Raw genomic sequence first — 20,404 nt, forward strand, 5'->3', positions numbered from 1 at the left:
GAGGCCCAGCTCGCGCGACTGGCCGAGCCTTTCTACCGCAGCGACAGTGCGCGCGCCCGCGCGACCGGCGGCGTGGGCCTGGGCATGTACCTGTGCGCGCTGGTAGCGCAGGCCCACGGCGGCAGACTCGAGCTGCGCAATGCGCACCCTGGGTTGTCGGCCGTGGTGCGCCTGCCCCTCGCGCAGCTCGCCCAGGCGGGCGCGCAGGCGGGCTCGCGCCAAGCCGCGCCGGCCGACGTCAGCGCGCCCGCGTACCCAGGATGGCCGCCGCGATGATCATGCCGGCTGCCAGCGCGATGCCTAAATTGAGCGGCCGGCCCGTGACGACCAGCAGCAGCGCCGTCGATGCCAGCGGCGTGATGTAGCTCAGGATGCCGATGCTGCGCGCGTCGCCGCCCTTGAGCGCCTTGTCCCACAGGTAGAAGGCGGCGCCCAGCGGGCCGAGGCCGCACAGCAGCACCAGCATGCCGTCCTCCACCGTGAGCTTCGCCGCGGGTTCGAGCAACGCGTGGCAGGCCAGCGCAAGCAAGCCGGAAACCAGGCCGAACAGGCCGATGGCCGCGGTCGGGAAATGCCGCACCCGCTTCGTCCATAGCGAGTAGCTGGCCCAGATGAAGGCCGAGGCGAGCGCCGGCACGAAGCCCCACATCGAGCGTCCGTCCGCCGCCGGTCCGGCGTCGCCGCGCGCGCCGAGGATGGCAATGGCAGCGCCGGCGAAGCCGAGCAGGGCGGCTACGACGTGCACCGGCCGCAGGCGCACGCCCGGCAACAGCAGGGGAGCGAGCACCACGATGAACAATGGCCACAGGTAGTTGACCAGGTTGGCCTCTACAGGCGGCGCGATGCGCAGGGCGATGAACAGCAGGAAGTGAAACCCGAACAGCCCGTACACGCCCAGCGCGAGCGTCGCCGGCGGCACCGCCCAGGCCTTTCGGTCGCGCCACACGGCCGGCCAGCTCAGCACACTGCCCACCAGCAGCGACAGGCCGGTCAGGAGAAAGGGTGGCAGGTGCGCCAGCGCGGTGCCGAGCGAGGCGAGCGTGGCCCACAGCGCGATCGCGCCAAGCGCGTACAGGGTTGCGGCGGCGTCGGGCGCGGCACGGGTGTCGGTCGCTGGAGTGGTCATCGCAGGCGCGGCGGGCGCCCCTTCAGCGCGGGGCGTCGGCCAGTCGCTCACGCAGTTCGCGCTTGAGCACTTTTCCGATGGCGCTGCGCGGCAGTTCGTCGATGAAGGCGATCCGCGCGATGCGCTGGGTCTTGCCCACGCGCGCGTTGGCCCATTCGCGCAGCGTCTCGGCCTGCGTCGCCGCGGCCTCGGGCCTGAGCACGACGAAGGCCGCCGGGGTCTCGCCCCACTCGGCGCTCGGAATGCCGATCACCGAGGCATCGAGCACGGCGGGGTGCTCGCGAAGCACTGCCTCCAGGTCGCTCGGATAGATGTTGAAGCCGCCGCTGATGATCATGTCCTTGCGGCGGTCGAACAAGGTCAGGAAGCCGTCGACATCGAAGCGCCCGATGTCGCCGGTGCGGATGAAGCGCTTGCCCTGCGCATCGAACCACTCGGCCTCGCGCGTCTTTTCGGGCTGGCCGTGGTAGCCGACCATCATGCCCGCCGAATGGCCCACCACCTCGCCTGCTTCGCCGGGCGCGACCTCGCGGCCCGCCTCGTCGATCAGACGGATGTCGCTGCCTTCGGCGGGCCGGCCCACGGTGTGCAGCTTGTCCGGATGCGCGTGCGCCTCGAGGATGCACGTGCCGCCGCCTTCCGTCATGCCGTAGAACTCGATCAGGCCGCCGGGCCACCGGGCCAGCACGTCCGCCTTGAGCGCGGCGGAAAAGGGCGCGCTGGTGCAGAACTTGGCCTGGAAAGCTTTCAGGTCGAAGCTCTCGAATCCCGGATGCGCCATCAGCCGCTGGTACTGCACCGGCACCAGCATCGTGTGGGTCACGTGCAGGTCTTGCGCCAGTTGCAGGTAGCGGCCGGCGTCGAATTTCGACATCAGCACGGCGCAGCCGCCGTAGGCGATGGTCGGAAAGAACACCACCAGGGTGGTGTTGGAGTACAGCGGGGTCGACACCAGCGTGACCGACTGCGGCCCGTAGCCGTACCTGGCGCCGCGCCGTACATGGGCCCAGCGCATGCCATGGCCTTGCACGATGCCTTTGGGCTCGCCGGTGGTGCCGGAGGAATAGATGATGTTGAACGGTGTGGCCGGGGCGATGGCGGCCGGCGCCGGCCGGCTGCCATCGGGTGCCAGCCAGTCGGCGAGGGCCTGCTCCTGGGTTTGCGGCTGGTCGTCCAGCGCGACGCGAGAAACGGCCGCGGGCACTTCCTGCAGCAGCGCGCGGGTGGTGCCGTCGAGGAAGAGCAGCCGCGCGTCCGCATCCTGCACCATGCGCGCCAGGCTCTGCGGGGTCGAGCTCGGCGCCAGCGGCGCCACCGCGACGCCGGCGCGCAAGGCGCCCAGGAAGACGGCGGCGTAGCGCACGGACGGCGTGGCGCAGACGGCCAACGCGTCGCCCACGGACAAGCCGGCGGCCTGCAGCGCAGCGGCCACGCGGTCCATCAGGCGGTCGAGCTGCGACCAGGTCAGCGTGTCGCGCTCGTCGCGCAAGGCAGGTGCGTCGGGGCGTCCGGCGGCATGCAGGCGGACCAGGTCGGCGATCAGGCCGAAGTCCTGGGAAAGGGCAAGGGAGAGGGCGTCGCTCATGGGCGCAAGCCTACATCCGCCGCGTCCCCGTGCGCTGTCACCCACGCGCCGGGCAGGCGGCCGCGCGGCCGGTGCCTCAGACGCCGGCCGCGTGCGCCTGCTGGTCGGCGTGGTAGCTCGAGCGCACCATGGCGCCGACCGCCGCGTGCGAGAAGCCCATCTTGTAGGCCTCTTCCTCGAACATCCGGAAGGTGTCGGGGTGCACGTAGCGGCGCACCGGCAAGTGGCTGTTGCTGGGCGCCAGGTACTGGCCGATGGTCAGCATGTCGATGTCGTGCGCGCGCATGTCGCGCATGACCTGCAGGATTTCCTCGTCGGTCTCGCCCAGTCCGACCATCAGGCCGCTCTTGGTCGGCACGCCGGCGTGCAGCGCCTTGAACTTCTTGAGCAGGTTCAGGCTGAACTGGTAGTCGCTGCCCGGGCGCGCTTCCTTGTACAGGCGCGGGATGGTTTCCAGGTTGTGGTTCATGACGTCCGGCGGCGCGGCCTTGAGGATCTCGAGCGCACGGTCGTCGCGGCCGCGGAAGTCGGGCACCAGGATCTCGATCTGGGTTTCGGGCGAGAGTTCGCGCACATGGCGGATGCAGTCGACGAAGTGGCCGCTGCCGCCGTCGCGCAGGTCGTCGCGGTCGACGCTGGTGATCACCACGTACTTGAGCCGCAGCGCCGCGATCGTGCGCGCCAGGTTCAGCGGCTCGTCCTTGTCCAGCGGGTCCGGCCGGCCGTGGCCGACGTCGCAGAATGGGCAGCGGCGGGTGCACTTGTCACCCATGATCATGAAGGTGGCGGTGCCCTTGCCGAAGCATTCGCCGATGTTGGGGCACGAAGCTTCCTCGCACACGGTGTGCAGGTTGCTTTCGCGCAGGATCTTCTTGATCTCGTAGAAGCGCGTGGTCGGGCTGCCGGCGCGAACGCGGATCCACTCGGGCTTCTTGAGCACTTCGCCGTGCTCGACCTTGACCGGGATTCGCGATAGCTTGGCGGCGGCCTTCTGCTTGGCCAGCGGGTTGTATTCGGCGGCGCTTTGCGCCTCGCGGACGACTTCTGGGGTGCTCATTCAATAACCTTCGTGCTTCGCACTGCGGTGCGAGCTCCCTTCGGGGCGGCCGGGCGGGGGCTCATGGCGGGATCAGGGCTCCAGGTAGGCAAGCAGCTTGCTGCCCAGCACGTGGGCGGATTCCTCCCAGGCGACCTGGACCCCGATTGTAGAAAGATCGACCGTTTTCAGCCCGCTGTACCCGCAAGGGTTGATCCGGCCGAAGGGTTCCAGGTCCATCGCGACGTTCAGCGCCACCCCGTGGTAGGTGCAATGGCGGCTGACCTTGATGCCCAGCGCGGCAATCTTGCCGAGGCCGCGGAACGGGTCGCCGGCCGGCGCCGGGCCGGTCAGCGCCGCATGCGAAAAAGGGTCGTCGAGCCGCACGTAGATGCCGGGCGCGCCGGCCACCCGGTGGCCGGTCACGCCGAAGTGGTCCAGCGTGCGGATCACCGATTCCTCGATCCGGTAGACGTATTCCTTGACGAAATAGCCGGCACGGCGCAGGTCGATCAGCGGGTAGGCCACGACCTGCCCCGGGCCATGGTAGGTCACCTGGCCGCCCCGGTCGGTCTGCACCACCGGGATGTCGCCGGGTGCGAGCAGGTGATCGGCCTTGCCGGCCAGCCCCTGGGTGAAGACCGGCGCGTGCTCGCAGATCCAGAGCTGGTCCGGCGCACCGTCGGCGCGCGCGAGCGTGAACTCGCGCATGGCCTGCCAGGTGGCGGCATAGTCGACGCGCCCAAGCAGGCGGGACTCGAAGCCGCTGGCTGCCGCGGGCCCGTCCATCGCGCTCAGAGGACGACCTTGACCATCGGGTGCGAGGACAGCGCGCGGTACAGGTCGTCGAGCTGTTCGCGGCTGGTCGCGGTGATGGTGAGCGTCACGCCCAGGTATTTGCCGGCCTTGCTGTCGCGCAACTCCACGGTGGATGCGTCGAACTCCGGGTCGTACTGCTTCGCGACGTGCGTCAGCGCCGTGACGAACCCGTCGGCGTTGAGCCCCATCACCTTGATGGGAAACTTCGAGGGGTACTCGATGAGCGAGTCCTTGCGCGGATCGGTGGCGGGTGCTTCGGGAGGGGTCGGTGTGCTCATGCTCGAGTTCCTGGGTCAAGGGTCTAACAAGTCGACATGGGGCCAATGCGCGACATTCCAAGCGGCCGGGGCGCACGCCGGGCTGGGCCTCATGGGTTTTTACTTATAATCAATGGCTTTGTGAAATTTGCGGACAAGTTCTGCGCGGATCAGAGTGAGGGCACGACTCCAATGACAAAAACCGCCCCCGCCGCACAGAACCCGAAGGAGAGCCTGAGCAAGGGGCCAAAAGCCCCGCCGAAGCCCATCACCGAAAAGGAATGGGACGACTGGCAGCCCAAGGAAGATCCTGACGCAGGTTTCAAGCGACTCAGCGCCGAGGAGGCGCACGAGTTGCGCGAGCGCAGTCCCCAGATCTCGCCGTGGCGGGTCATCCTGGGGCAAATCGTGGCGGGTCTCCTGGTGGCGCTGGTCGCCTGGGGCCTGACGGGGCAAAAGAATGTAGGTTGGTCCGCCGGGTATGGCGCGCTGTCGGTGGTGATTCCGGCGGCGGTTTTTGCCCGCGGGTTGACGGGGCGCCTGGCGTCCCTGAACGCCAGCACGGCGATGCTGGGGTTCTTTGTATGGGAATTGGTCAAGTTGGCCTTGACGGTGGCGATGTTGTTCGCTGCCCCGAGGCTGGTCACGGCGCTGAGCTGGCCGGCAATGCTGGCGGGCTTGGTGGTCGCGATGCAGGCGTACTGGTTGACGGTGATCGTCGCCCCGGGACGCAAGCGGCGCGGGTAACTTTTTGAACGAGTAACAGATGGCTGCTGAGAACGCTGCAGAACAAGGGCAAAGCGCGGGTGAATACATCATCCACCACTTGACGCACTACCAGAGCGCCAAGCCCGGAAGCATTGCCGACTTCACCGTCTTCAATTTTGACTCCATCTTCTTCTCGATCCTGCTGGGCGTGATCGGCTGCTGGCTGCTCTGGCTGGGTGCGCGCAAGGCGACGTCCGGCGTGCCGGGCCGCTTCCAGGCGGCGGTCGAGGTCCTGGTCGAGATGGTCGACCAGCAGGCCAAGGGCATCGTGCACAACGCCACCAGCCGCAAGTTCGTCGCGCCTCTGGCGCTGACCGTGTTCGTCTGGATCTTCATGCTCAACGCGATGGACCTGCTGCCGGTGGACCTGTTGCCCGCGCTGTGGGCCAAGTTCTACGGCGCCGCCGGCCACGATCCGCACCATGCCTACCTGCGCGTGGTGCCCACCGCCGACCTGTCGGTGACCATGGGCCTGTCGGTCGCCGTGCTGCTGATCTGCCTGTTCTACAACGTCAAGATCAAGGGCCTGGGCGGCTGGATCCACGAGCTGTTCACCGCGCCGTTCGGCAACCACTGGGCGCTGTATCCCTTCAACTTCGCGATGCAGATCATCGAGTTCGTCGCCAAGACGATCTCGCACGGCATGCGGTTGTTCGGCAACATGTACGCCGGCGAACTCATCTTCCTGCTGATCGCGCTGATGGGCGGCGCCTGGAGCCTGTCGGGCACGGGCATCCTGCTTGCCATCGGCCACATCATCGCCGGCACCATCTGGTCGATCTTCCACATCCTGATCATCACGCTGCAGGCCTTCGTGTTCATGATGCTGACGCTGGTGTACATCGGCCAGGCACACGACCACCACTGATCGTTTACCGCTTTCGTTTTTCCTTTCTTTTTTTTCTCGTCAACCAAAGTCCCTTAGGAGTCATCATGGAAGTTATCAGCTTTGTTGCCCTGGCCGCCGGCCTGATCATCGGTCTTGGCGCCTTCGGCGCTTGCGTCGGCATCGGCATCATGGGCAGCAAGTACCTGGAATCGGCCGCACGCCAGCCCGAGCTGATGGGCGAACTGCAGACCAAGATGTTCCTGCTGGTCGGCCTGATCGACGCCTCGTTCATCATCGGTACCGGTGTGGCCCTGTGGTTCGCCACCGCCAACCCGTTCCTGGCGCAGATCGCAGCCGTCGCCAAGTAATCGGCCGGCGACTGTCGACCTGTGTCAAACCTTCGGGAGCGTCTTCGGGCCCATTCCCAAAGAGAGGGTGAAAAGTGAGCATTACCGGTACCCTGATCGTCCAGATGATCGTGTTCCTGATCCTGGTCGGGTTCACGATGAAATTTGTCTGGCCACCGATCGCCCAGGCGCTGGATGAGCGCGCCAAGAAGATCGCCGATGGTCTGGCTGCTGCCGACAAGGCCAAGGCCGAGCTGAGCGCCGCCAACCAGCGCGTCGAAGCCGAACTGAGCCAGGCGCGCAACGACTCGCAACAACGCCTGGCCGACGCCGAGCGCCATGCCCAGTCCATCATCGAGGACGCCAAGGCCCGCGCCACGGAAGAAGGCAACAAGATCATTGCCGCCGCCCGCGCGGAGGCAGACCAGCAAGCCGTGAAGGCCCGCGAAGTCCTGCGCGAGCAGGTTGCTGCGCTGGCCGTCAAGGGTGCGGAACAGATCCTGCGCAAGGAAGTCAACGCCGGCGTTCACGCCGACCTGCTTTCCCGCCTGCAGACCGAGCTGTAACGAGCCCCGAGGCAGAAGGACCCCCATGGCAGAACTCGCCACCATTGCCCGCCCGTACGCGGAAGCGCTGTTCGACGCATCCGCGTCGGATCTGGGCGGCACCACCGCCTGGCTCGATCGCGTCGCCGCGATCGCGGCCGATCCGCAGCTCAAGGCGCTCGCCGACAACCCCAAGGCCACGGCCGAACAGGTGATGGGCGTGATCTCCGGGGTGGCCGGCTCCCAGCTTCCCGCCGCGGCGACCAACTTCCTCGCCACGGTGCTGGACAACGGGCGCTTCGCGGCCCTGCCCGAGATCGCTCGGCAGTTCCGCGTGCTGGCCAATGCCCAGGGCGGCGTGTCCGACGCGCTGGTGCAAAGCGCCTTCCCGATCCCGGACGCCGAGCTGGCCCAACTGGGCGCGGCACTCGAGAAGCGGTTCGGCCGCAAGCTCAAGCTGTCCGTGTCGCTCGATCCGTCGCTGATCGGCGGCGTCCGCGTGGTGGTGGGTGACGAGGTGCTCGACACCTCCGTCAAGGCGCGCCTCGAACAAATGAAAGTCGTGCTGACGGCCTGAGGCCGGCAGCTCCTTGAAAGAAAGCAAAGGAAAGAGTCATGCAACTCAATCCCGCAGAGATCTCCGAACTGATCAAGAGCCGCATCGAGGGCTTGGGCGTCAGCGCCAACATCCGCAATGAAGGCACCGTGGTGTCGGTGACGGACGGTATCGTGCGCGTGCACGGCCTTTCCGACGCGATGCAGGGCGAAATGCTGGAGTTCCCGGCCACCGCCGACGGCACTCCGACCTTCGGCCTGGCGCTGAACCTCGAGCGCGACTCCGTCGGCGCCGTGATTCTGGGCGAGTACGAGCACATCTCCGAAGGCGACACGGTCAAGTGCACCGGCCGCATTCTGGAAGTGCCGGTCGGCCCCGAGCTGATCGGCCGCGTGGTGAACGCACTGGGCCAGCCGATCGACGGCAAGGGTCCGATCAACGCCAAGATGACCGACGTCATCGAGAAGGTTGCCCCGGGCGTGATCGCGCGCCAGAGCGTGGACCAGCCGATGCAGACCGGCCTGAAGTCGATCGACTCCATGGTGCCCGTCGGCCGCGGCCAGCGCGAGCTGATCATCGGCGACCGCCAGACCGGCAAGACCGCGGTGGCGATCGACACGATCATCAACCAGAAGGGCCAGGACATGGTCTGCGTCTACGTCGCCATCGGCCAGAAGGCGTCGTCGATCAAGAACGTGGTGCGCTCCCTGGAGCAGGCCGGTGCGATGGAATACACCATCGTCGTGGCAGCTGCTGCTTCCGATTCGGCCGCCATGCAATACGTGTCGGCCTACTCGGGCTGCACGATGGGTGAATACTTCCGCGACCGTGGCCAAGATGCACTGATCATCTATGACGACCTGTCCAAGCAGGCCGTGGCCTACCGCCAGGTGTCTCTGCTGCTGCGCCGCCCGCCGGGCCGCGAAGCCTATCCCGGCGACGTGTTCTACCTGCACAGCCGCCTGCTCGAGCGCGCCGCGCGCGTGAATGCCGACTACGTCGAAGCCTTCACCAAGGGCGAAGTCAAGGGCAAGACCGGCTCCCTCACCGCGCTGCCGATCATCGAGACGCAGGCCGGCGACGTGTCCGCGTTCGTGCCGACCAACGTGATCTCGATCACCGACGGCCAGATCTTCCTGGAAACCAACCTGTTCAACGCCGGCATCCGCCCCGCCATCAACGCCGGTATCTCGGTGTCGCGCGTGGGCTCGTCGGCCCAGACGAAGGTCATCAAGAGCCTGTCCGGCGGTATCCGTACCGACCTGGCGCAGTACCGCGAACTGGCCGCCTTCGCGCAGTTCGCCTCCGACCTGGACGAAGCCACCCGCAAGCAGCTCGACCGCGGTGCCCGCGTGACCGAACTGCTCAAGCAGGCCCAGTACAGCCCGCTGCCCATCTCGCTGATGGCCGCATCGCTGTTCGCGGTGAACAAGGGCTTCATGGACGACCTCGAGATCAAGCAGGTGCTGCCCTTCGAGCACGGGCTGCACCAGTTCCTCAAGACCAGCCATGGCGCACTGATCGCGAAGATCGACAGTGCCAAGGCCATGGACAAGGACGCGGAAGCCGAACTGACGGCCGCCATCACCGCGTTCAAGAAGTCCTTCGCCTGACGCGGCAACGCGCAAGCTAAGGAGCCCAAGGAGTATCTATGGCAGCTGGCAAGGAAATTCGCGGCAAGATCAAATCGGTGGAGAACACCAAGAAGATCACCAAGGCCATGGAGATGGTCTCGGTCTCCAAGATGCGCAAGGCGCAGGAGCGCATGCGCGCCGCACGTCCGTACAGCGAACGCATCCGCCACATCGCGGCCAATCTGGGCCAGGCGAACCCCGAGTACACGCACGCCTTCATGAAGGCCAACGAGTCCAAGGGCGTCGGCTTCATCGTCGTGACCAGCGACAAGGGACTGGCCGGCGGCCTCAACACCAACGTGTTGCGGGCCGTGACCACCCGGATGCGCGAGGCTCAGGCCGCGGGCGTGGCCATCGAGACGGTTGCCATCGGCTCCAAGGGCCTGGGCTTTCTCAACCGCGTGGGCGCGCGAGTGGTCGCGCATGTCACCCAGCTGGGCGACACGCCGCACCTCGACAAGCTCATCGGCCCGGTCAAGACCCTGCTGGACGCGTACGCGGAAGGCCGCCTCTCGGCGGTGCACCTGTGCTACACGAAGTTCATCAACACCATCAAGCAAGAGCCGGTGGTGGAACAGCTGCTGCCTCTGGCGGCGGATTCGCTGCAGGTCGAGAAGGGGCAGCCCTCGTGGGACTACATCTACGAGCCGGATGCGCAGAGCGTCATCGACGAGCTGCTGGTGCGCTACGTGGAATCGCTGGTCTACCAGGCCGTCGCCGAGAACATGGCCTCGGAACACTCCGCGCGCATGGTGGCCATGAAGGCCGCCACGGACAACGCGGGCAACGTGATCAACGAGCTCAAGCTGGTCTACAACAAGACCCGCCAAGCCGGCATCACGACCGAGCTGTCCGAGATCGTCGCGGGCGCAGCCGCAGCCACCGGGGAGTGACGGATACGCCGCAGGCGACCGGTCCTCTACAGAATCAAATACTTATCGGAGCAGAAGATGGCTCAAGAAAACGCAGTTGAAGGCAAGATCGTCCAGGTGATCGGCGCCGTGGTGGACGTGGAGTTCCCGCGCGACCAGATGCCCAAGGTGTACGACGCCCTGAAGTTCGAAGGCGGCGGCCTGACCCTGGAAGTCCAGCAGCAGCTGGGCGACGGCGTGGTGCGTACCATCGCGCTGGGTTCGTCCGACGGCCTGCGCCGCGGCCTGACCGTGGCCAACACTGGCGCCCCCATCACGGTGCCCGTGGGCAAGGCCACGCTGGGCCGCATCATGGACGTGCTGGGCCGTCCGATCGACGAGCGCGGCCCCGTGAGCCAGGAGCTCACCGCCTCCATCCACCGCAAGCCGCCGGCCTACGACGAACTGTCGCCGTCGACCGAGCTGCTGGAAACCGGCATCAAGGTGATCGACCTGGTCTGTCCCTTCGCCAAGGGCGGCAAGGTGGGCCTGTTCGGTGGCGCCGGCGTGGGCAAGACCGTGAACATGATGGAGCTCATCAACAACATCGCCAAGGCGCACTCGGGCCTTTCGGTGTTTGCCGGGGTGGGCGAGCGTACCCGCGAGGGCAACGACTTCTATCACGAGATGTCGGACTCCAAGGTCGTCGTGCAGGAGAACCTGTCCGAGTCCAAGGTGGCCATGGTCTACGGCCAGATGAACGAGCCCCCGGGCAACCGTCTGCGCGTGGCGCTGACCGGCCTGACCATTGCCGAGTCGTTCCGCGACGAAGGCCGTGACGTGCTGTTCTTCGTGGACAACATCTACCGCTACACGCTGGCCGGTACCGAAGTGTCCGCACTGCTGGGCCGCATGCCCTCGGCCGTGGGCTACCAGCCGACGCTGGCCGAGGAAATGGGCCGCCTGCAGGAGCGGATCACCTCCACCAAGGTCGGTTCGATCACCTCGATCCAGGCCGTGTACGTGCCGGCCGACGACTTGACCGACCCGTCGCCTGCCACCACCTTCGCCCACCTGGACTCCACCGTGGTGCTCTCGCGCGACATCGCGTCGCTGGGTATCTACCCGGCCGTGGATCCGCTGGACTCGACCAGCCGCCAGCTCGACCCGCACGTGGTCGGCGAGGAGCACTACGGCGTTGCCCGCTCCGTGCAGGGCACGCTGCAGCGCTACAAGGAACTGCGCGACATCATCGCCATTCTCGGCATGGACGAACTGGCCCCGGAAGACAAGCTGGCCGTGGCCCGCGCCCGGAAGATCCAGCGTTTCCTGTCGCAGCCGTTCCACGTGGCCGAAGTGTTCACCGGCGCGCCCGGCAAGTACGTGCCGCTGTCCGAAACCATCCGTGGCTTCAAGATGATCGTCGCCGGCGAGTGCGACCATCTGCCGGAGCAGGCCTTCTACATGGTCGGCACGATCGACGAAGCGTTCGAAAAGGCGAAGAAGGTCGCCTGAGCGGCTTATCGGGCAGCCCGCGTGGTTGCCGTGCCTGCCGTACATGTATGCGGCTGTGCGCGGCGCCTGACGGGCCCTCCCGTCTGCTTGCTCATCCGTCCTTCTTCAGACACAAGGAAAGCAAATGGCCAACACCATTCACGTGGACGTCGTCAGCGCCGAGGAGTCGATCTTCTCGGGCGAGGCCAGGTTCGTCGCGCTGCCCGGTGAAGCCGGCGAGCTCGGCATCTATCCGCGCCACACGCCGCTGATCACCCGCATCCGCCCCGGCGCCGTGCGCATCGAGACGGCGGACGGCGGCGAGGAGTTCGTCTTCGTTGCCGGCGGCATCCTCGAGGTGCAGCCCAATACCGTCACCGTCCTGTCCGACACCGCCATCCGCGGCAAGGATCTCGACGAGGAGAAGGCCAAGAGCGCCAAGGCCGCCGCCGAGGAAGCGCTGCGCAATGCCAAGAGCGAGATCGACATCGCCATGGCGCAATCCGAACTGGCCGTGATGGCCGCACAGATCGCCGCGCTGCGCAAGTTCCGCCCGAAGAAGTGATCGGGCGCCGGCCGAGGGGCCGCCAACAAATGACCACCACGTGAAAAAGCCGCCTGTCAGGGCGGCTTTTTCATTTTGACGAGCGCGGCGCGGCTGGCCGCTTACTTGCCACCCCAATGGACGAAGCGACGTTCGGCCACCAGGAAGACCAGGTTCATGACGTAGCCCAGCAGGCCGGCGGCGAAGATCGAGGCATACATGTCCGGCATGTCGAAGATGGTCTGCGCATTCATGATGCGTTGACCGAGCCCGTCGGTCGAGCCGATGAACATCTCCGCCACAATGACGATGACCAGCGCAATCGACACGCCCGAACGCATGCCGACGAACACCTGCGGCATCGACTCCAGCAAGGTGACGTCGGTCAGGACGCGCCAGCGTGGCGCACCCATCACCCTCGCGGCAAGCTGGCGTTGCTTGCGCGCGCTCATCACGCCATAGGCCACGTTGAACAGGATGGCCAGCGCCGCGCCGAAGGCCGCGACGGCGATCTTGGTCCGCTCGCCGACGCCGAACAGCACCAGGAAAAGCGGGAACATGGCCGAGGCCGGGGTCGAGCGGAAGAAGTCGATGGCGAACTCGATTCCTTCGTAGATCTTCTCGTTGGCGCCCAGGACGATGCCCAGCGGCACCGCGATCGCTAGCGCGATCAGGAACGAAAGGACGGTACGCACGATCGTCTTTTCGAAGTCGCCCCAGAGCGAGCCACCCGCCAGGCCGTTCCAGAAGGCCTGCAGCGCCTCCATGGGCGATGGGAGCAAGACCGGGTCGACCGCCTTCGTGGCATGCACGAGGGCCCACACCGCCACCAGCGCGGCCATGCCCCACAGGGGGCGAAGTCTGGCGGACAAGCCCGGCTTCATCGCCGCACCTCGCGCTGGAAGATCTCGAGTGCCTCGGACTTGAGCGCGATGAAGCCCGGCGTCACCGTCGTCGCGGCGGTGCGCGGGCGAGGCGCGTCGAAGCGCAGGTTGTCGGCCACCCGGGTCGGACGCTTGGTGAGCAGCAACACCTGGTCGGCCAGCAGCACGGCCTCGTCGAGGTCATGCGAGACGAGCAGCGTCGTCACGCGCCGCTCCACCAGCACCTTCTGCAGGCGGTCGCGCAGGAACATGACCATTTCGTAGTCCAACGCGGAGAACGGCTCGTCCAGGAAGAGCACTTCGGGCTCCACGACCAGCGCGCGCATGATCGACACGAGTTGCTGCTGACCGCCGGACATCTGGTAGGGATAGCGCGACAGGTCGAGCTTCACGTCGAAGGCCTGCAGCAGGCGATCCATCCGCTCCTCGCGCTCGCCCTTGGCCAGGCCGAGGTACTGCAGCGGATAGCGGATGTTGTCGATCGCCCGCAGCCAGGGGAAGACGGCCTCGCGGTAATTCTGGAACACATAGCCGATGCGCGTCTCGCGCGCTGTCTTGCCCTCGAACAGGATCTCGCCGCTGTCGAACGGCAGGATCCCGGCGATCATGTTGATCAGCGTGCTCTTGCCGCAGCCGTTCGGGCCGAAGACCGAGGTGACCTTCCCGTGCGGTATGTCGAGGTCGAATCCATCGTAGACCTGCGCGTCGCCGAAGCGCTTGCTCAGGCCGCGGATCGTGATGTGCGTGCCCGGCGCGAACCAGCGCCGCACGCCGTCCGCGGCCGGCGCGCCGACGTTGCCGGGCGTGCCGGTTAGAGCCGGGTCGATGGTCATCCCGCGCATCACAGGGCCTTGGACACGGACCTGGCGTCGATCCTGTCCTTGATCACCCCGAGTTCCGTGCCGATGTCGAGGAATTTCTGGAAGTCCGCCCAGTCGGCCGCGCTCAGATCACCCACGGGCACGATGCGCGGCAGCGGAACCGTCGCCGCCAGTTCGGGCGGGACCTTCATGCCCTGCACCAGGTAGCCGCGGGTGCTCGAATCGGTCTGCGCTGCCGCGACGCCGCGCGTCCATACGGCGGCGAAGCGCCTGGCGACATCCGGCCGATCGGCCATGAACTTGTCGGCAAGCACAGCACCGGCTGCAAAGGCGGACGCCTCCTTGCGGCCGAGAAGATAGGTGGCGATCACGCCGGTCTCGACCCGGCGCCCGATGTTCTGCGCCACCATGATGGTGGCCGCCGGCTCAAGCGTATAGCCGCCGTCGAAGTTGCCCGATTGCAGGGCGCCCAGATGCACGCCGATCTGCTGCTCCTGGATGGTGAAGTCCTTGCCTTCCACCAGGCCCACCTTTTTCAGCACGGCGCGCGCCGCACCGATGTTGGCCGGACCGGGCGCCGAAAAGAGCTTGAAGCCGCCCTTGAAATCCTTGAGCGACTTGGCGGGACTGCCGGACTTGACGACGAATTGCTCGATCACGTGCTCGCTGTTCTGGCCATTGAGCGAGATGTACTTGAGCGTACCGGGGCGGCGGGCCTCCATGTTGGCGCCTTCGAGCGTGACCAGGTTCGCGGCACCGTCGATGCTGCCCGCGACCAGCGCCTGCACGGTCAGCGGATGGCTGGTCATCGGAACCTCCTCGACTTCCAGGCCCGCTTCCTTGAACCAGCCGCGGTTCTGTGCGATGTAGAAGGGCAGCGCCGCGCTCGACGGAAACACGCCGAACTTCACCTTGTCGGCAGCCTGCGCCGCGGTGAAGGGCAGCGCCAGCGCGAAGGCGGCGGCGGCCCGGATGGCGAGGCGAAGAAAATCAGTGCGTTGCATGGCTGGGGGCTCCGGGTTTCATGGGAATCAGTGCGGGATAGCGATTCGGGTCGAAGAAGGATTCGCCGGCCCGGTAGATGCGGTGAGCAGAGAGGTCCGGGGCGGCGCCGCGTTCAAGCGCGCCCTCGAAGGTGAGCTCCAGCTGAACCCCGCTGGGGTCGTATACGAACAGCTGCCACAGCGAGGTTCCGGGCACGAGGAACTCGCGCCAGGCGAGTCCCGCTGCGCGAAAGCGCGCGATGTATGCGTGGTAGCCGCTGCATGCCAGCGAGACATGGTCGATGGCCGCACTGCCCAGCGGGACCGTCGCGGCGCCGCCCAGCGCCGGGCCGCCGGCATAGATGTGGATGATGGCCTGGCCCCCCGGCTGGCCGCATGCGAGCCACGCGCCGGGATAGCCGAAATCCGGCCGTGCCACCTCTCGCAACCCGATCACGCCGGTCCAGAAGGCGCGGGTGAGCGCCAGGTCCGCAGTCTTGATGGCCAGGTGGAACAGTCCGTGGGTGATGGCGTTGTCCATGGCGTTCAGGCGTTCTGCGGTGTCTCGTGGCCCAGCGCCACGTCGCGAAACAGGCAACTCAGGTCGGACAGGAACGGCGCCTCGGTCTTCCACCGCGTGCCCTGCACCGGATCGCAGCCGTCGAGCATGGTGTCGGTGGCGCGCACGGACAGCGACATGACGAAGCGCATCCGCCACTCGCGCGCCCGCACGATCTGCGCGAGCCACTGGCGCACATCCCATTGCCCGGCCGCGGCGGCGCCTTCGATGATCAGGGCCGCCGCACAGGCGTCCTCCACGGCCTGCGTCGCACCTTGCCCGAGCGTCGGTGCCATGGCGTGCGCGCTGTCGCCGACATAGAGAACGCCGGCATCGGGCTCCGCGTAGCGGATGGGTGCCTCCTGCATGCGTGCCCAATGAGCGTCATCGAGGTTGGCGCACAAGGCGTCGAGCAGCCATTGCACCTGCGCGCTCGGCGGCCGGTGCGCCGGCTGGTACGTAGCCCGTACGGCCGCCTCGGTCTTCCACTCGTCGCGCACCGGCGCGCCCGGCTCGACCGGATGAGTGGCCGCGATGTACACATGCGCGGGCGGCACCCGGAAGGCCAGCAGGCGATGGCAGCCGTTGAACCACTGGCCGTAGTCGTCGATCAGCCCGGCGCTGGTGTCCGGCACCAGCACGCGCAGGATCGCCACGCCGATGTGTCGCGGTTCTGGCGCGCCTGCGAACGTGCGCCGCACCGCCGAATAACGGCCATCCGCGCCAATCAGCAGGTCGATACCGTCGATCGTCTTGCGCTGGCCGTCCTGCACATAGCGCACGCGCGTCCGCCGGCCGTCGACCGCGTCGCGTTCGACCGATTCCAATGTGCAGTCGTAGTGGATCGCGGCGCCCGCGCCCTGGCGCAGCACGCGATACAGCTCCGACCAGCGAATGCGGATGCCGGGGTTGTCGGCCACCTGCGCCAGCGGCAGCGACATCAGGCTCGTGCCATCGGTCAGAGCGATGTCCCATCGCGCCCACGGCAGGCTGGCGTTCTCGACCTGCGCCGCCAGTTCCGCGTCGAGCAGGCGCAGGGCCTTGATTGCGTTGGGGCCGACGTTCAGTCCGGTGCCGGCCTCGGAATGGTCGTTCGCGCCCACCTTTTCCAGGCAGTGCAGCTCCACGCCGGGCAACAGCGCCAGGCGGCGCGCAAGGATGGCACCGGCCACGCCGGCGCCGATGATCACGATCTTCATGCGAATGCGTCCTCCTGCAGTTCCGGCCACCGCCACGCCGGGCCTGCCGCGTCCTCCCACGCCTGTCCGAGCGCGCACAGCAGCGCGTCGCTGCCGGCCGGGCCGACGAGTTGGAACCCGATCGGCAAGCCTTCGTCCGAAGGCCGGCAGGGCAGCGCCAGTGCCGGCAAGCCGGCGCCGTTGACGAAGGCGGTGAACACGGCGTGGCCACGGCCGTCCACGGGCTGGCCCGCGATCTGCCCGGGATGACTTTCTCCTGCCGGCCAGGGCATCGCGGCGCAGGCGGGGGACAGCAGCACGTCGTGATCGGTGAACACCCGCTCCAGCGCGGCCGCCAGCGCCCGTCGGTGCGCATGCGCCTGATGCAGTTCGACGGCGCTGCGCGCACGGCCCTGGGCCAGCATCTGCGCCAGCGCAGGCGTCAGCGCCTGCTCCGATGCGGGCGCCAGCCCGTCGATGACTGCGGCCAGGCCGGCGCCGGCGATCACCGGCCAGGCCAGTTGGTTGAACTGCTCGACCTCGGGCGGCGACGCTTGCTCGACGACCGTGCAGCCCATCGCCTGCCACTGTTGCGCCACCTCGTCGGTGCGGGCAAGGATGAGCGGGTCGACCGGACTCGCACCGACGCTGCGCCAGTACGCCAGGCGAAGCGGGCGCGTCAGCGGTGGGGGAAAGGAGGTGCCGTGCATCTGCGGTGCGATCACGAGCAGGATGCGGGCCAGGTCAGCCATGGTGCGGGCGACCGGGCCGATCTCTTCCAGGCCTGGCAGGAGCTCCGGAAGTCCGTCGGCGCGCGGCACCACCCCACGCCCCGGCTTGAGGCCGACCAGGCCGGCGTATGCGCACGGACGGCGGATCGAGCCGCCCCCGTCGGTGGCCAATGCCAGCGGGCCGATGCCGGCCGCCACTGCGGCCACCGCGCCGCCGCTCGAACCTCCGGGCGTCAGGGACGTGTCCCACGGATTGCGGGTCGTGCCGTGCAGCGCGTTGTCGGTGTAGCCCTGCAAGGTGAATTCCGGGACGTTCGTCTTGCCCAGCAGCACCGCGCCGGCAGCGCGCAGCCGCGCCACCGGCGATTCGTCCGCGGCCGGTACGTGGCGGGCGAACAGTTGGCTGCCCCAGGTGCAGGGAAGTCCGCGCACGGCGATGTTGTCCTTGACGGACAGCGGCACGCCGTCCAGCAGGGAAAGCGGGGCGCCCAGGCGCCAGCGCGCTTCGCTGGCGCGTGCCTGAGCCAGCGCGGCCGCTTCGTCGACGGCGATCACCGCGTTCAGTCGCGGGTTGCACGCGTGCAGGCGGGCATGCACGCTTCGCAGCGCCTCCACGGGCGACAGGCTGCCGTCGGCGTAAGCCCGGGCGAGCGCTTCGGCGCTCATGCGCCAGGGAGCGGACTCAACCGGCATCGGCGATCACCGCGACCAGGCCGCCGCCATCCGGGCCCTGGTGTTCGGCCCCGCCCGACACGAACAGCCGCGTGTCGCCCAGCACCCCGGCGACCAGGCCGCCCACCGCGCCGCGGATGTGCCGCTGCGCATCGATGTCGGTGTCGTCCAGCATCGTGTGCCGGGCGCCGCGCACGCGCCCGCGCCGGTCGGGTTCGCACTTGACGAATACCGCTGCCACGCGCGTCGCCTGCGCACCGTCCAACTGCGGGGCGGCCGCAAGATCCAGCGCCTGCAACGCGTTGCCGACGCCGGCAATGTCCAGTGCGTCGCGCATCGGCGCGCAGGCCATTCGCAGCGAGCCCTGCCACAGCGCGCTGTGGCCCAGCACTATGGCTTCGACGGCGTCGACTTCCACGCCGGACGAGACGCTGGCACGGTCCGAGCGGAGATTGAAGTCCGACAGCATGGCCGACTCGAGGCCCGGATCGTCCGGCAGTTCGCCCAGCGCCACCGCAGCGCCGAACGCGCCGGCCGCACGGGCGAAGGCCATGGAGCGCGCGGGGTCGGCGGTTCGTACCGTCCGGCCGGCAAGTTCGGCCGCCTGCGCTCGCGCCGAGGTCACGCAAGGGCATTTCAGCTGCACGAAGCGCACGTCCTTGGGGTGCTCGATGCCGGCCTGGCGCATGGCCATCCGCACGGCGGCGGCCGCGGCCCGGACCTGCGCCCAGCGCCCGACGTCCTGAGCCGGCACCGGGTCGCTGAAGGCTGTGCCGACGGCCAGCGCGCCAGCCGCGCCGGCAGCGGCCTCGCGCCGGCGCGCAAAGATGACGTAGTGCGGACTGAGCACGCCCTCGGTGCCGCCAGACAGGACGCACGGCACGCGGCGCTGCAGTGCCTCGGCGGGCTGCCCGGTGTAGCGGGCAAGCAGGCCCATCAGCGACTGCGTGAAATAGCCGCGGGTGAAGTCGTTCACGCCGCCGTTGCCTTCCGTCTTGCCGATCACCGCCACCACATCGCCGGCGGCGAGCTCGCCGGCCTCGAGCAGGGCTGCCAGGGACGAGACGTCGCCCGGATGCGCCATGTCGAGCCGGTGGACGAGGAGCCGCTCGCGCAGTTCGCCGGACGGGAAGAAAGAAGTGGAATTCATGGTGCGCTGCAACAATTGCAGGCAGTATGAATTTCATTTGCGCACACTTCCAGCGCAATGTTTGTCTCGGAGCGAGCGCAAATTGTGTGCAGTGCCGCCGCGGCAGGCAGGCGGTCCGCTCAGGCGGTCAGGTCTGCCAGCCGGTTCACCAGGGCTTCCTGGAACGACAGCGCTGCGATCGGCAGCATGCGTCCTTCGCGCCCGGCGAGCACCAGCTGGCTGCCGGCGAGGCTGCGATCGTCAAGCGGTATGGAAACCAGTTCACCGCTGGCCTGCTCGCGCAGCGTGCCGATCTGGAACTGGAAGCTGATGGCGCCGGTCTGGCGCGTGAACTCCTTGAGGGTCTGCACCGCGCTGGCTTCGAGCACCACGTCGAACTGAAGGCGCGACCGGACGATCAGCGCGTCGAGCAGGCGGCGGCTGCCGAAGGAGTGGTCGCCCAGTGCCACCGGATAGCCCTGGCACTCGGCCAGGCGCAGGCTGGCGCGGCCGGCGAGCGGATGGTCCGGCCGCAGCATGGCGCACAGCGGCTGGTCGATGGCGCTGATGACGCGCAGGCTCTCGGACGGTTGCGGGTCGTGCACCAGGGCCAGATCGACGTCGTCGTCGAGCAACTGCTGCACCAGCCGCGGCGTGACGCCCGAGGCGACCTGGAACCGCACGCCCGGATGCGCACGCTGGTACTGCGCGATGACGCCGGGCACCAGGTCGGTCGACACCGATTCGGCGCAGCCGATTCGCACCACGCCGCGCACCAGGCCGCGCAACTGCTCGACCTGCGAGGCGGCCAGCCGCAGGTCGCCCAGGGTGCGCCGTACCGTGGCCAGCAGGACTTCGCCCGCCGCCGTCAGGCGCACGCCGCGCGGAAGGCGCTCGAACAACGGCGTGCCGATCTCGGCCTCGATCTCCAGGATCTTCCGGTTGAGCGCCGTCGAGGCCACATGCAGGTTCTCGGCCGCCTTGCGGATCGAGCCGGCGCGGGCGACGGCATCCAGGTAGACGAAAGCGCGGGGCGGATGAAGCATGGGTGCGCCC

Annotated in this window: 23 protein-coding genes; 10 read left to right on the forward strand and 13 right to left on the reverse strand. The window is 67.8% G+C overall.

The features are described 5' to 3' along the window. Positions 1-276, forward strand: a 276-nt coding sequence (locus tag VES41_RS00395) for an ATP-binding protein (RefSeq protein ID WP_324811573.1), incomplete at its 5' end; no start/stop codon positions are given. On the opposite strand, the gene VES41_RS00400 is transcribed toward VES41_RS00395, so the two are convergent. The 5 genes from VES41_RS00400 to VES41_RS00420 form a co-directional block, all read right to left on the reverse strand. Next, positions 239-1,126 (reverse strand): DMT family transporter, encoded by an 888-nt coding sequence (locus VES41_RS00400; protein ID WP_324811575.1) that lies wholly within the window; start codon positions 1,124-1,126, stop codon positions 239-241. The genes VES41_RS00395 and VES41_RS00400 overlap by 38 nt on opposite strands. Before the next feature lie 22 nt (positions 1,127-1,148). Continuing rightward, positions 1,149-2,711, reverse strand: a complete 1,563-nt coding sequence (locus VES41_RS00405) for a class I adenylate-forming enzyme family protein (RefSeq protein ID WP_324811577.1) — start codon at positions 2,709-2,711, stop codon at positions 1,149-1,151. Between the two features lie 76 nt (positions 2,712-2,787). Continuing rightward, entirely contained in the window at positions 2,788-3,768 is a 981-nt protein-coding gene (gene lipA / locus VES41_RS00410; RefSeq protein ID WP_324811579.1) for a lipoyl synthase, read from the reverse strand. A 72-nt stretch (positions 3,769-3,840) separates the two neighbouring features. After that, positions 3,841-4,536, reverse strand: a complete 696-nt coding sequence (gene lipB / locus VES41_RS00415; RefSeq protein WP_324811581.1) for a lipoyl(octanoyl) transferase LipB — start codon at positions 4,534-4,536, stop codon at positions 3,841-3,843. A gap of 5 nt (positions 4,537-4,541) precedes the next feature. Continuing rightward, positions 4,542-4,844: a YbeD family protein gene (locus VES41_RS00420; protein ID WP_324811583.1), complete on the reverse strand. Its 303-nt coding sequence runs from the start codon at positions 4,842-4,844 to the stop codon at positions 4,542-4,544. A 171-nt stretch (positions 4,845-5,015) separates the two neighbouring features. Here VES41_RS00420 and VES41_RS00425 point away from each other — a divergent pair, with 171 nt between their 5' ends. The 9 genes from VES41_RS00425 to VES41_RS00465 all read left to right on the forward strand — a co-directional run bounded on the left by VES41_RS00425 (position 5,016) and on the right by VES41_RS00465 (position 12,412). Continuing rightward, positions 5,016-5,570: an ATP synthase subunit I gene (locus VES41_RS00425; protein WP_324811585.1), complete on the forward strand. Its 555-nt coding sequence runs from the start codon at positions 5,016-5,018 to the stop codon at positions 5,568-5,570. 19 nt (positions 5,571-5,589) lie between these two features. Continuing rightward, a complete protein-coding gene (gene atpB / locus VES41_RS00430; protein ID WP_324811587.1) occupies positions 5,590-6,459 on the forward strand; it encodes a F0F1 ATP synthase subunit A in 870 nt (289 codons plus the stop codon). 65 nt (positions 6,460-6,524) lie between these two features. Further along, positions 6,525-6,788, forward strand: a complete 264-nt coding sequence (atpE, locus tag VES41_RS00435; protein ID WP_165402373.1) for a F0F1 ATP synthase subunit C — start codon at positions 6,525-6,527, stop codon at positions 6,786-6,788. 74 nt (positions 6,789-6,862) lie between these two features. Next, positions 6,863-7,333 carry a F0F1 ATP synthase subunit B gene (locus VES41_RS00440; RefSeq protein WP_324811589.1) on the forward strand — a complete coding sequence of 157 codons (471 nt, stop codon included), beginning with the start codon at positions 6,863-6,865 and terminating at the stop codon, positions 7,331-7,333. 25 nt (positions 7,334-7,358) lie between these two features. Next, on the forward strand, positions 7,359-7,889 hold the full coding sequence (locus tag VES41_RS00445; protein ID WP_324811591.1) for a F0F1 ATP synthase subunit delta: 531 nt from the start codon (positions 7,359-7,361) through the stop codon (positions 7,887-7,889). 38 nt (positions 7,890-7,927) lie between these two features. Further along, the gene (gene atpA, locus VES41_RS00450; RefSeq protein WP_324811593.1) at positions 7,928-9,481 is read left to right on the forward strand and encodes a F0F1 ATP synthase subunit alpha; all 1,554 of its coding nucleotides are present in this window, start codon (positions 7,928-7,930) and stop codon (positions 9,479-9,481) included. A 38-nt stretch (positions 9,482-9,519) separates the two neighbouring features. Further along, positions 9,520-10,395, forward strand: coding sequence for a F0F1 ATP synthase subunit gamma (gene atpG, locus VES41_RS00455; protein ID WP_324811595.1), 876 nt, complete (start codon positions 9,520-9,522; stop codon positions 10,393-10,395). A 57-nt stretch (positions 10,396-10,452) separates the two neighbouring features. After that, positions 10,453-11,868 (forward strand): F0F1 ATP synthase subunit beta, encoded by a 1,416-nt coding sequence (atpD, locus tag VES41_RS00460; RefSeq protein ID WP_324811597.1) that lies wholly within the window; start codon positions 10,453-10,455, stop codon positions 11,866-11,868. Between the two features lie 124 nt (positions 11,869-11,992). Next, complete coding sequence (locus VES41_RS00465; protein ID WP_324811599.1) at positions 11,993-12,412, forward strand: F0F1 ATP synthase subunit epsilon; 420 nt, start codon at positions 11,993-11,995, stop codon at positions 12,410-12,412. Positions 12,413-12,513: 101 nt separating this feature from the next. Here the strand turns inward: VES41_RS00465 and VES41_RS00470 are convergent, their stop codons facing one another. The 8 genes from VES41_RS00470 to VES41_RS00505 all read right to left on the reverse strand — a co-directional run bounded on the left by VES41_RS00470 (position 12,514) and on the right by VES41_RS00505 (position 20,394). Then, positions 12,514-13,275 (reverse strand): ABC transporter permease, encoded by a 762-nt coding sequence (locus VES41_RS00470; protein ID WP_414718977.1) that lies wholly within the window; start codon positions 13,273-13,275, stop codon positions 12,514-12,516. Then, positions 13,272-14,117 carry an ABC transporter ATP-binding protein gene (locus tag VES41_RS00475; protein ID WP_324811603.1) on the reverse strand — a complete coding sequence of 282 codons (846 nt, stop codon included), beginning with the start codon at positions 14,115-14,117 and terminating at the stop codon, positions 13,272-13,274. The genes VES41_RS00470 and VES41_RS00475 overlap by 4 nt, the downstream gene beginning before the upstream one ends. Further along, on the reverse strand, positions 14,117-15,100 hold the full coding sequence (locus VES41_RS00480) for an ABC transporter substrate-binding protein (protein WP_324811604.1): 984 nt from the start codon (positions 15,098-15,100) through the stop codon (positions 14,117-14,119). Before VES41_RS00480 ends, VES41_RS00475 begins: the two co-directional genes overlap by 1 nt. Continuing rightward, positions 15,087-15,620, reverse strand: coding sequence for a VOC family protein (locus VES41_RS00485; RefSeq protein ID WP_324811606.1), 534 nt, complete (start codon positions 15,618-15,620; stop codon positions 15,087-15,089). The genes VES41_RS00480 and VES41_RS00485 overlap by 14 nt, the downstream gene beginning before the upstream one ends. Positions 15,621-15,625: 5 nt before the next feature. Further along, the gene (locus VES41_RS00490; protein WP_324811608.1) at positions 15,626-16,837 is read right to left on the reverse strand and encodes an NAD(P)/FAD-dependent oxidoreductase; all 1,212 of its coding nucleotides are present in this window, start codon (positions 16,835-16,837) and stop codon (positions 15,626-15,628) included. After that, a complete protein-coding gene (locus VES41_RS00495; protein ID WP_324811610.1) occupies positions 16,834-18,213 on the reverse strand; it encodes an amidase in 1,380 nt (459 codons plus the stop codon). Before VES41_RS00495 ends, VES41_RS00490 begins: the two co-directional genes overlap by 4 nt. A gap of 16 nt (positions 18,214-18,229) precedes the next feature. Next, the gene (locus VES41_RS00500) at positions 18,230-19,369 is read right to left on the reverse strand and encodes a ring-opening amidohydrolase (protein ID WP_324811612.1); all 1,140 of its coding nucleotides are present in this window, start codon (positions 19,367-19,369) and stop codon (positions 18,230-18,232) included. Between the two features lie 119 nt (positions 19,370-19,488). Further along, positions 19,489-20,394 (reverse strand): LysR family transcriptional regulator, encoded by a 906-nt coding sequence (locus tag VES41_RS00505; RefSeq protein WP_324811614.1) that lies wholly within the window; start codon positions 20,392-20,394, stop codon positions 19,489-19,491. Between the last annotated feature and the right edge of the window lie 10 nt (positions 20,395-20,404).

The sequence above is a fragment of the Variovorax sp. genome (assembly GCF_035634955.1).
In the GTDB taxonomy this organism is placed as follows: domain Bacteria; phylum Pseudomonadota; class Gammaproteobacteria; order Burkholderiales; family Burkholderiaceae_C; genus Variovorax.

Coding starts and splice junctions, on each gene's coding strand:
- atpD (WP_324811597.1), top strand. CDS start 10,453: ATGGCTCAAGAAAACGCAGTTGAAGGCAAGATCGTCCAGGTGATCGGC.
- VES41_RS00485 (WP_324811606.1), bottom strand. CDS start 15,620: ATGGACAACGCCATCACCCACGGACTGTTCCACCTGGCCATCAAGACT.
- atpG (WP_324811595.1), top strand. CDS start 9,520: ATGGCAGCTGGCAAGGAAATTCGCGGCAAGATCAAATCGGTGGAGAAC.
- VES41_RS00505 (WP_324811614.1), bottom strand. CDS start 20,394: ATGCTTCATCCGCCCCGCGCTTTCGTCTACCTGGATGCCGTCGCCCGC.
- VES41_RS00405 (WP_324811577.1), bottom strand. CDS start 2,711: ATGAGCGACGCCCTCTCCCTTGCCCTTTCCCAGGACTTCGGCCTGATC.
- lipA (WP_324811579.1), bottom strand. CDS start 3,768: ATGAGCACCCCAGAAGTCGTCCGCGAGGCGCAAAGCGCCGCCGAATAC.
- VES41_RS00445 (WP_324811591.1), top strand. CDS start 7,359: ATGGCAGAACTCGCCACCATTGCCCGCCCGTACGCGGAAGCGCTGTTC.
- VES41_RS00420 (WP_324811583.1), bottom strand. CDS start 4,844: ATGAGCACACCGACCCCTCCCGAAGCACCCGCCACCGATCCGCGCAAG.
- lipB (WP_324811581.1), bottom strand. CDS start 4,536: ATGGACGGGCCCGCGGCAGCCAGCGGCTTCGAGTCCCGCCTGCTTGGG.
- VES41_RS00470 (WP_414718977.1), bottom strand. CDS start 13,275: ATGAAGCCGGGCTTGTCCGCCAGACTTCGCCCCCTGTGGGGCATGGCC.
- VES41_RS00465 (WP_324811599.1), top strand. CDS start 11,993: ATGGCCAACACCATTCACGTGGACGTCGTCAGCGCCGAGGAGTCGATC.
- VES41_RS00400 (WP_324811575.1), bottom strand. CDS start 1,126: ATGACCACTCCAGCGACCGACACCCGTGCCGCGCCCGACGCCGCCGCA.
- atpE (WP_165402373.1), top strand. CDS start 6,525: ATGGAAGTTATCAGCTTTGTTGCCCTGGCCGCCGGCCTGATCATCGGT.
- VES41_RS00495 (WP_324811610.1), bottom strand. CDS start 18,213: ATGAGCGCCGAAGCGCTCGCCCGGGCTTACGCCGACGGCAGCCTGTCG.
- VES41_RS00475 (WP_324811603.1), bottom strand. CDS start 14,117: ATGCGCGGGATGACCATCGACCCGGCTCTAACCGGCACGCCCGGCAAC.
- VES41_RS00500 (WP_324811612.1), bottom strand. CDS start 19,369: ATGAATTCCACTTCTTTCTTCCCGTCCGGCGAACTGCGCGAGCGGCTC.
- atpB (WP_324811587.1), top strand. CDS start 5,590: ATGGCTGCTGAGAACGCTGCAGAACAAGGGCAAAGCGCGGGTGAATAC.
- VES41_RS00480 (WP_324811604.1), bottom strand. CDS start 15,100: ATGCAACGCACTGATTTTCTTCGCCTCGCCATCCGGGCCGCCGCCGCC.
- VES41_RS00490 (WP_324811608.1), bottom strand. CDS start 16,837: ATGAAGATCGTGATCATCGGCGCCGGCGTGGCCGGTGCCATCCTTGCG.
- VES41_RS00425 (WP_324811585.1), top strand. CDS start 5,016: ATGACAAAAACCGCCCCCGCCGCACAGAACCCGAAGGAGAGCCTGAGC.
- atpA (WP_324811593.1), top strand. CDS start 7,928: ATGCAACTCAATCCCGCAGAGATCTCCGAACTGATCAAGAGCCGCATC.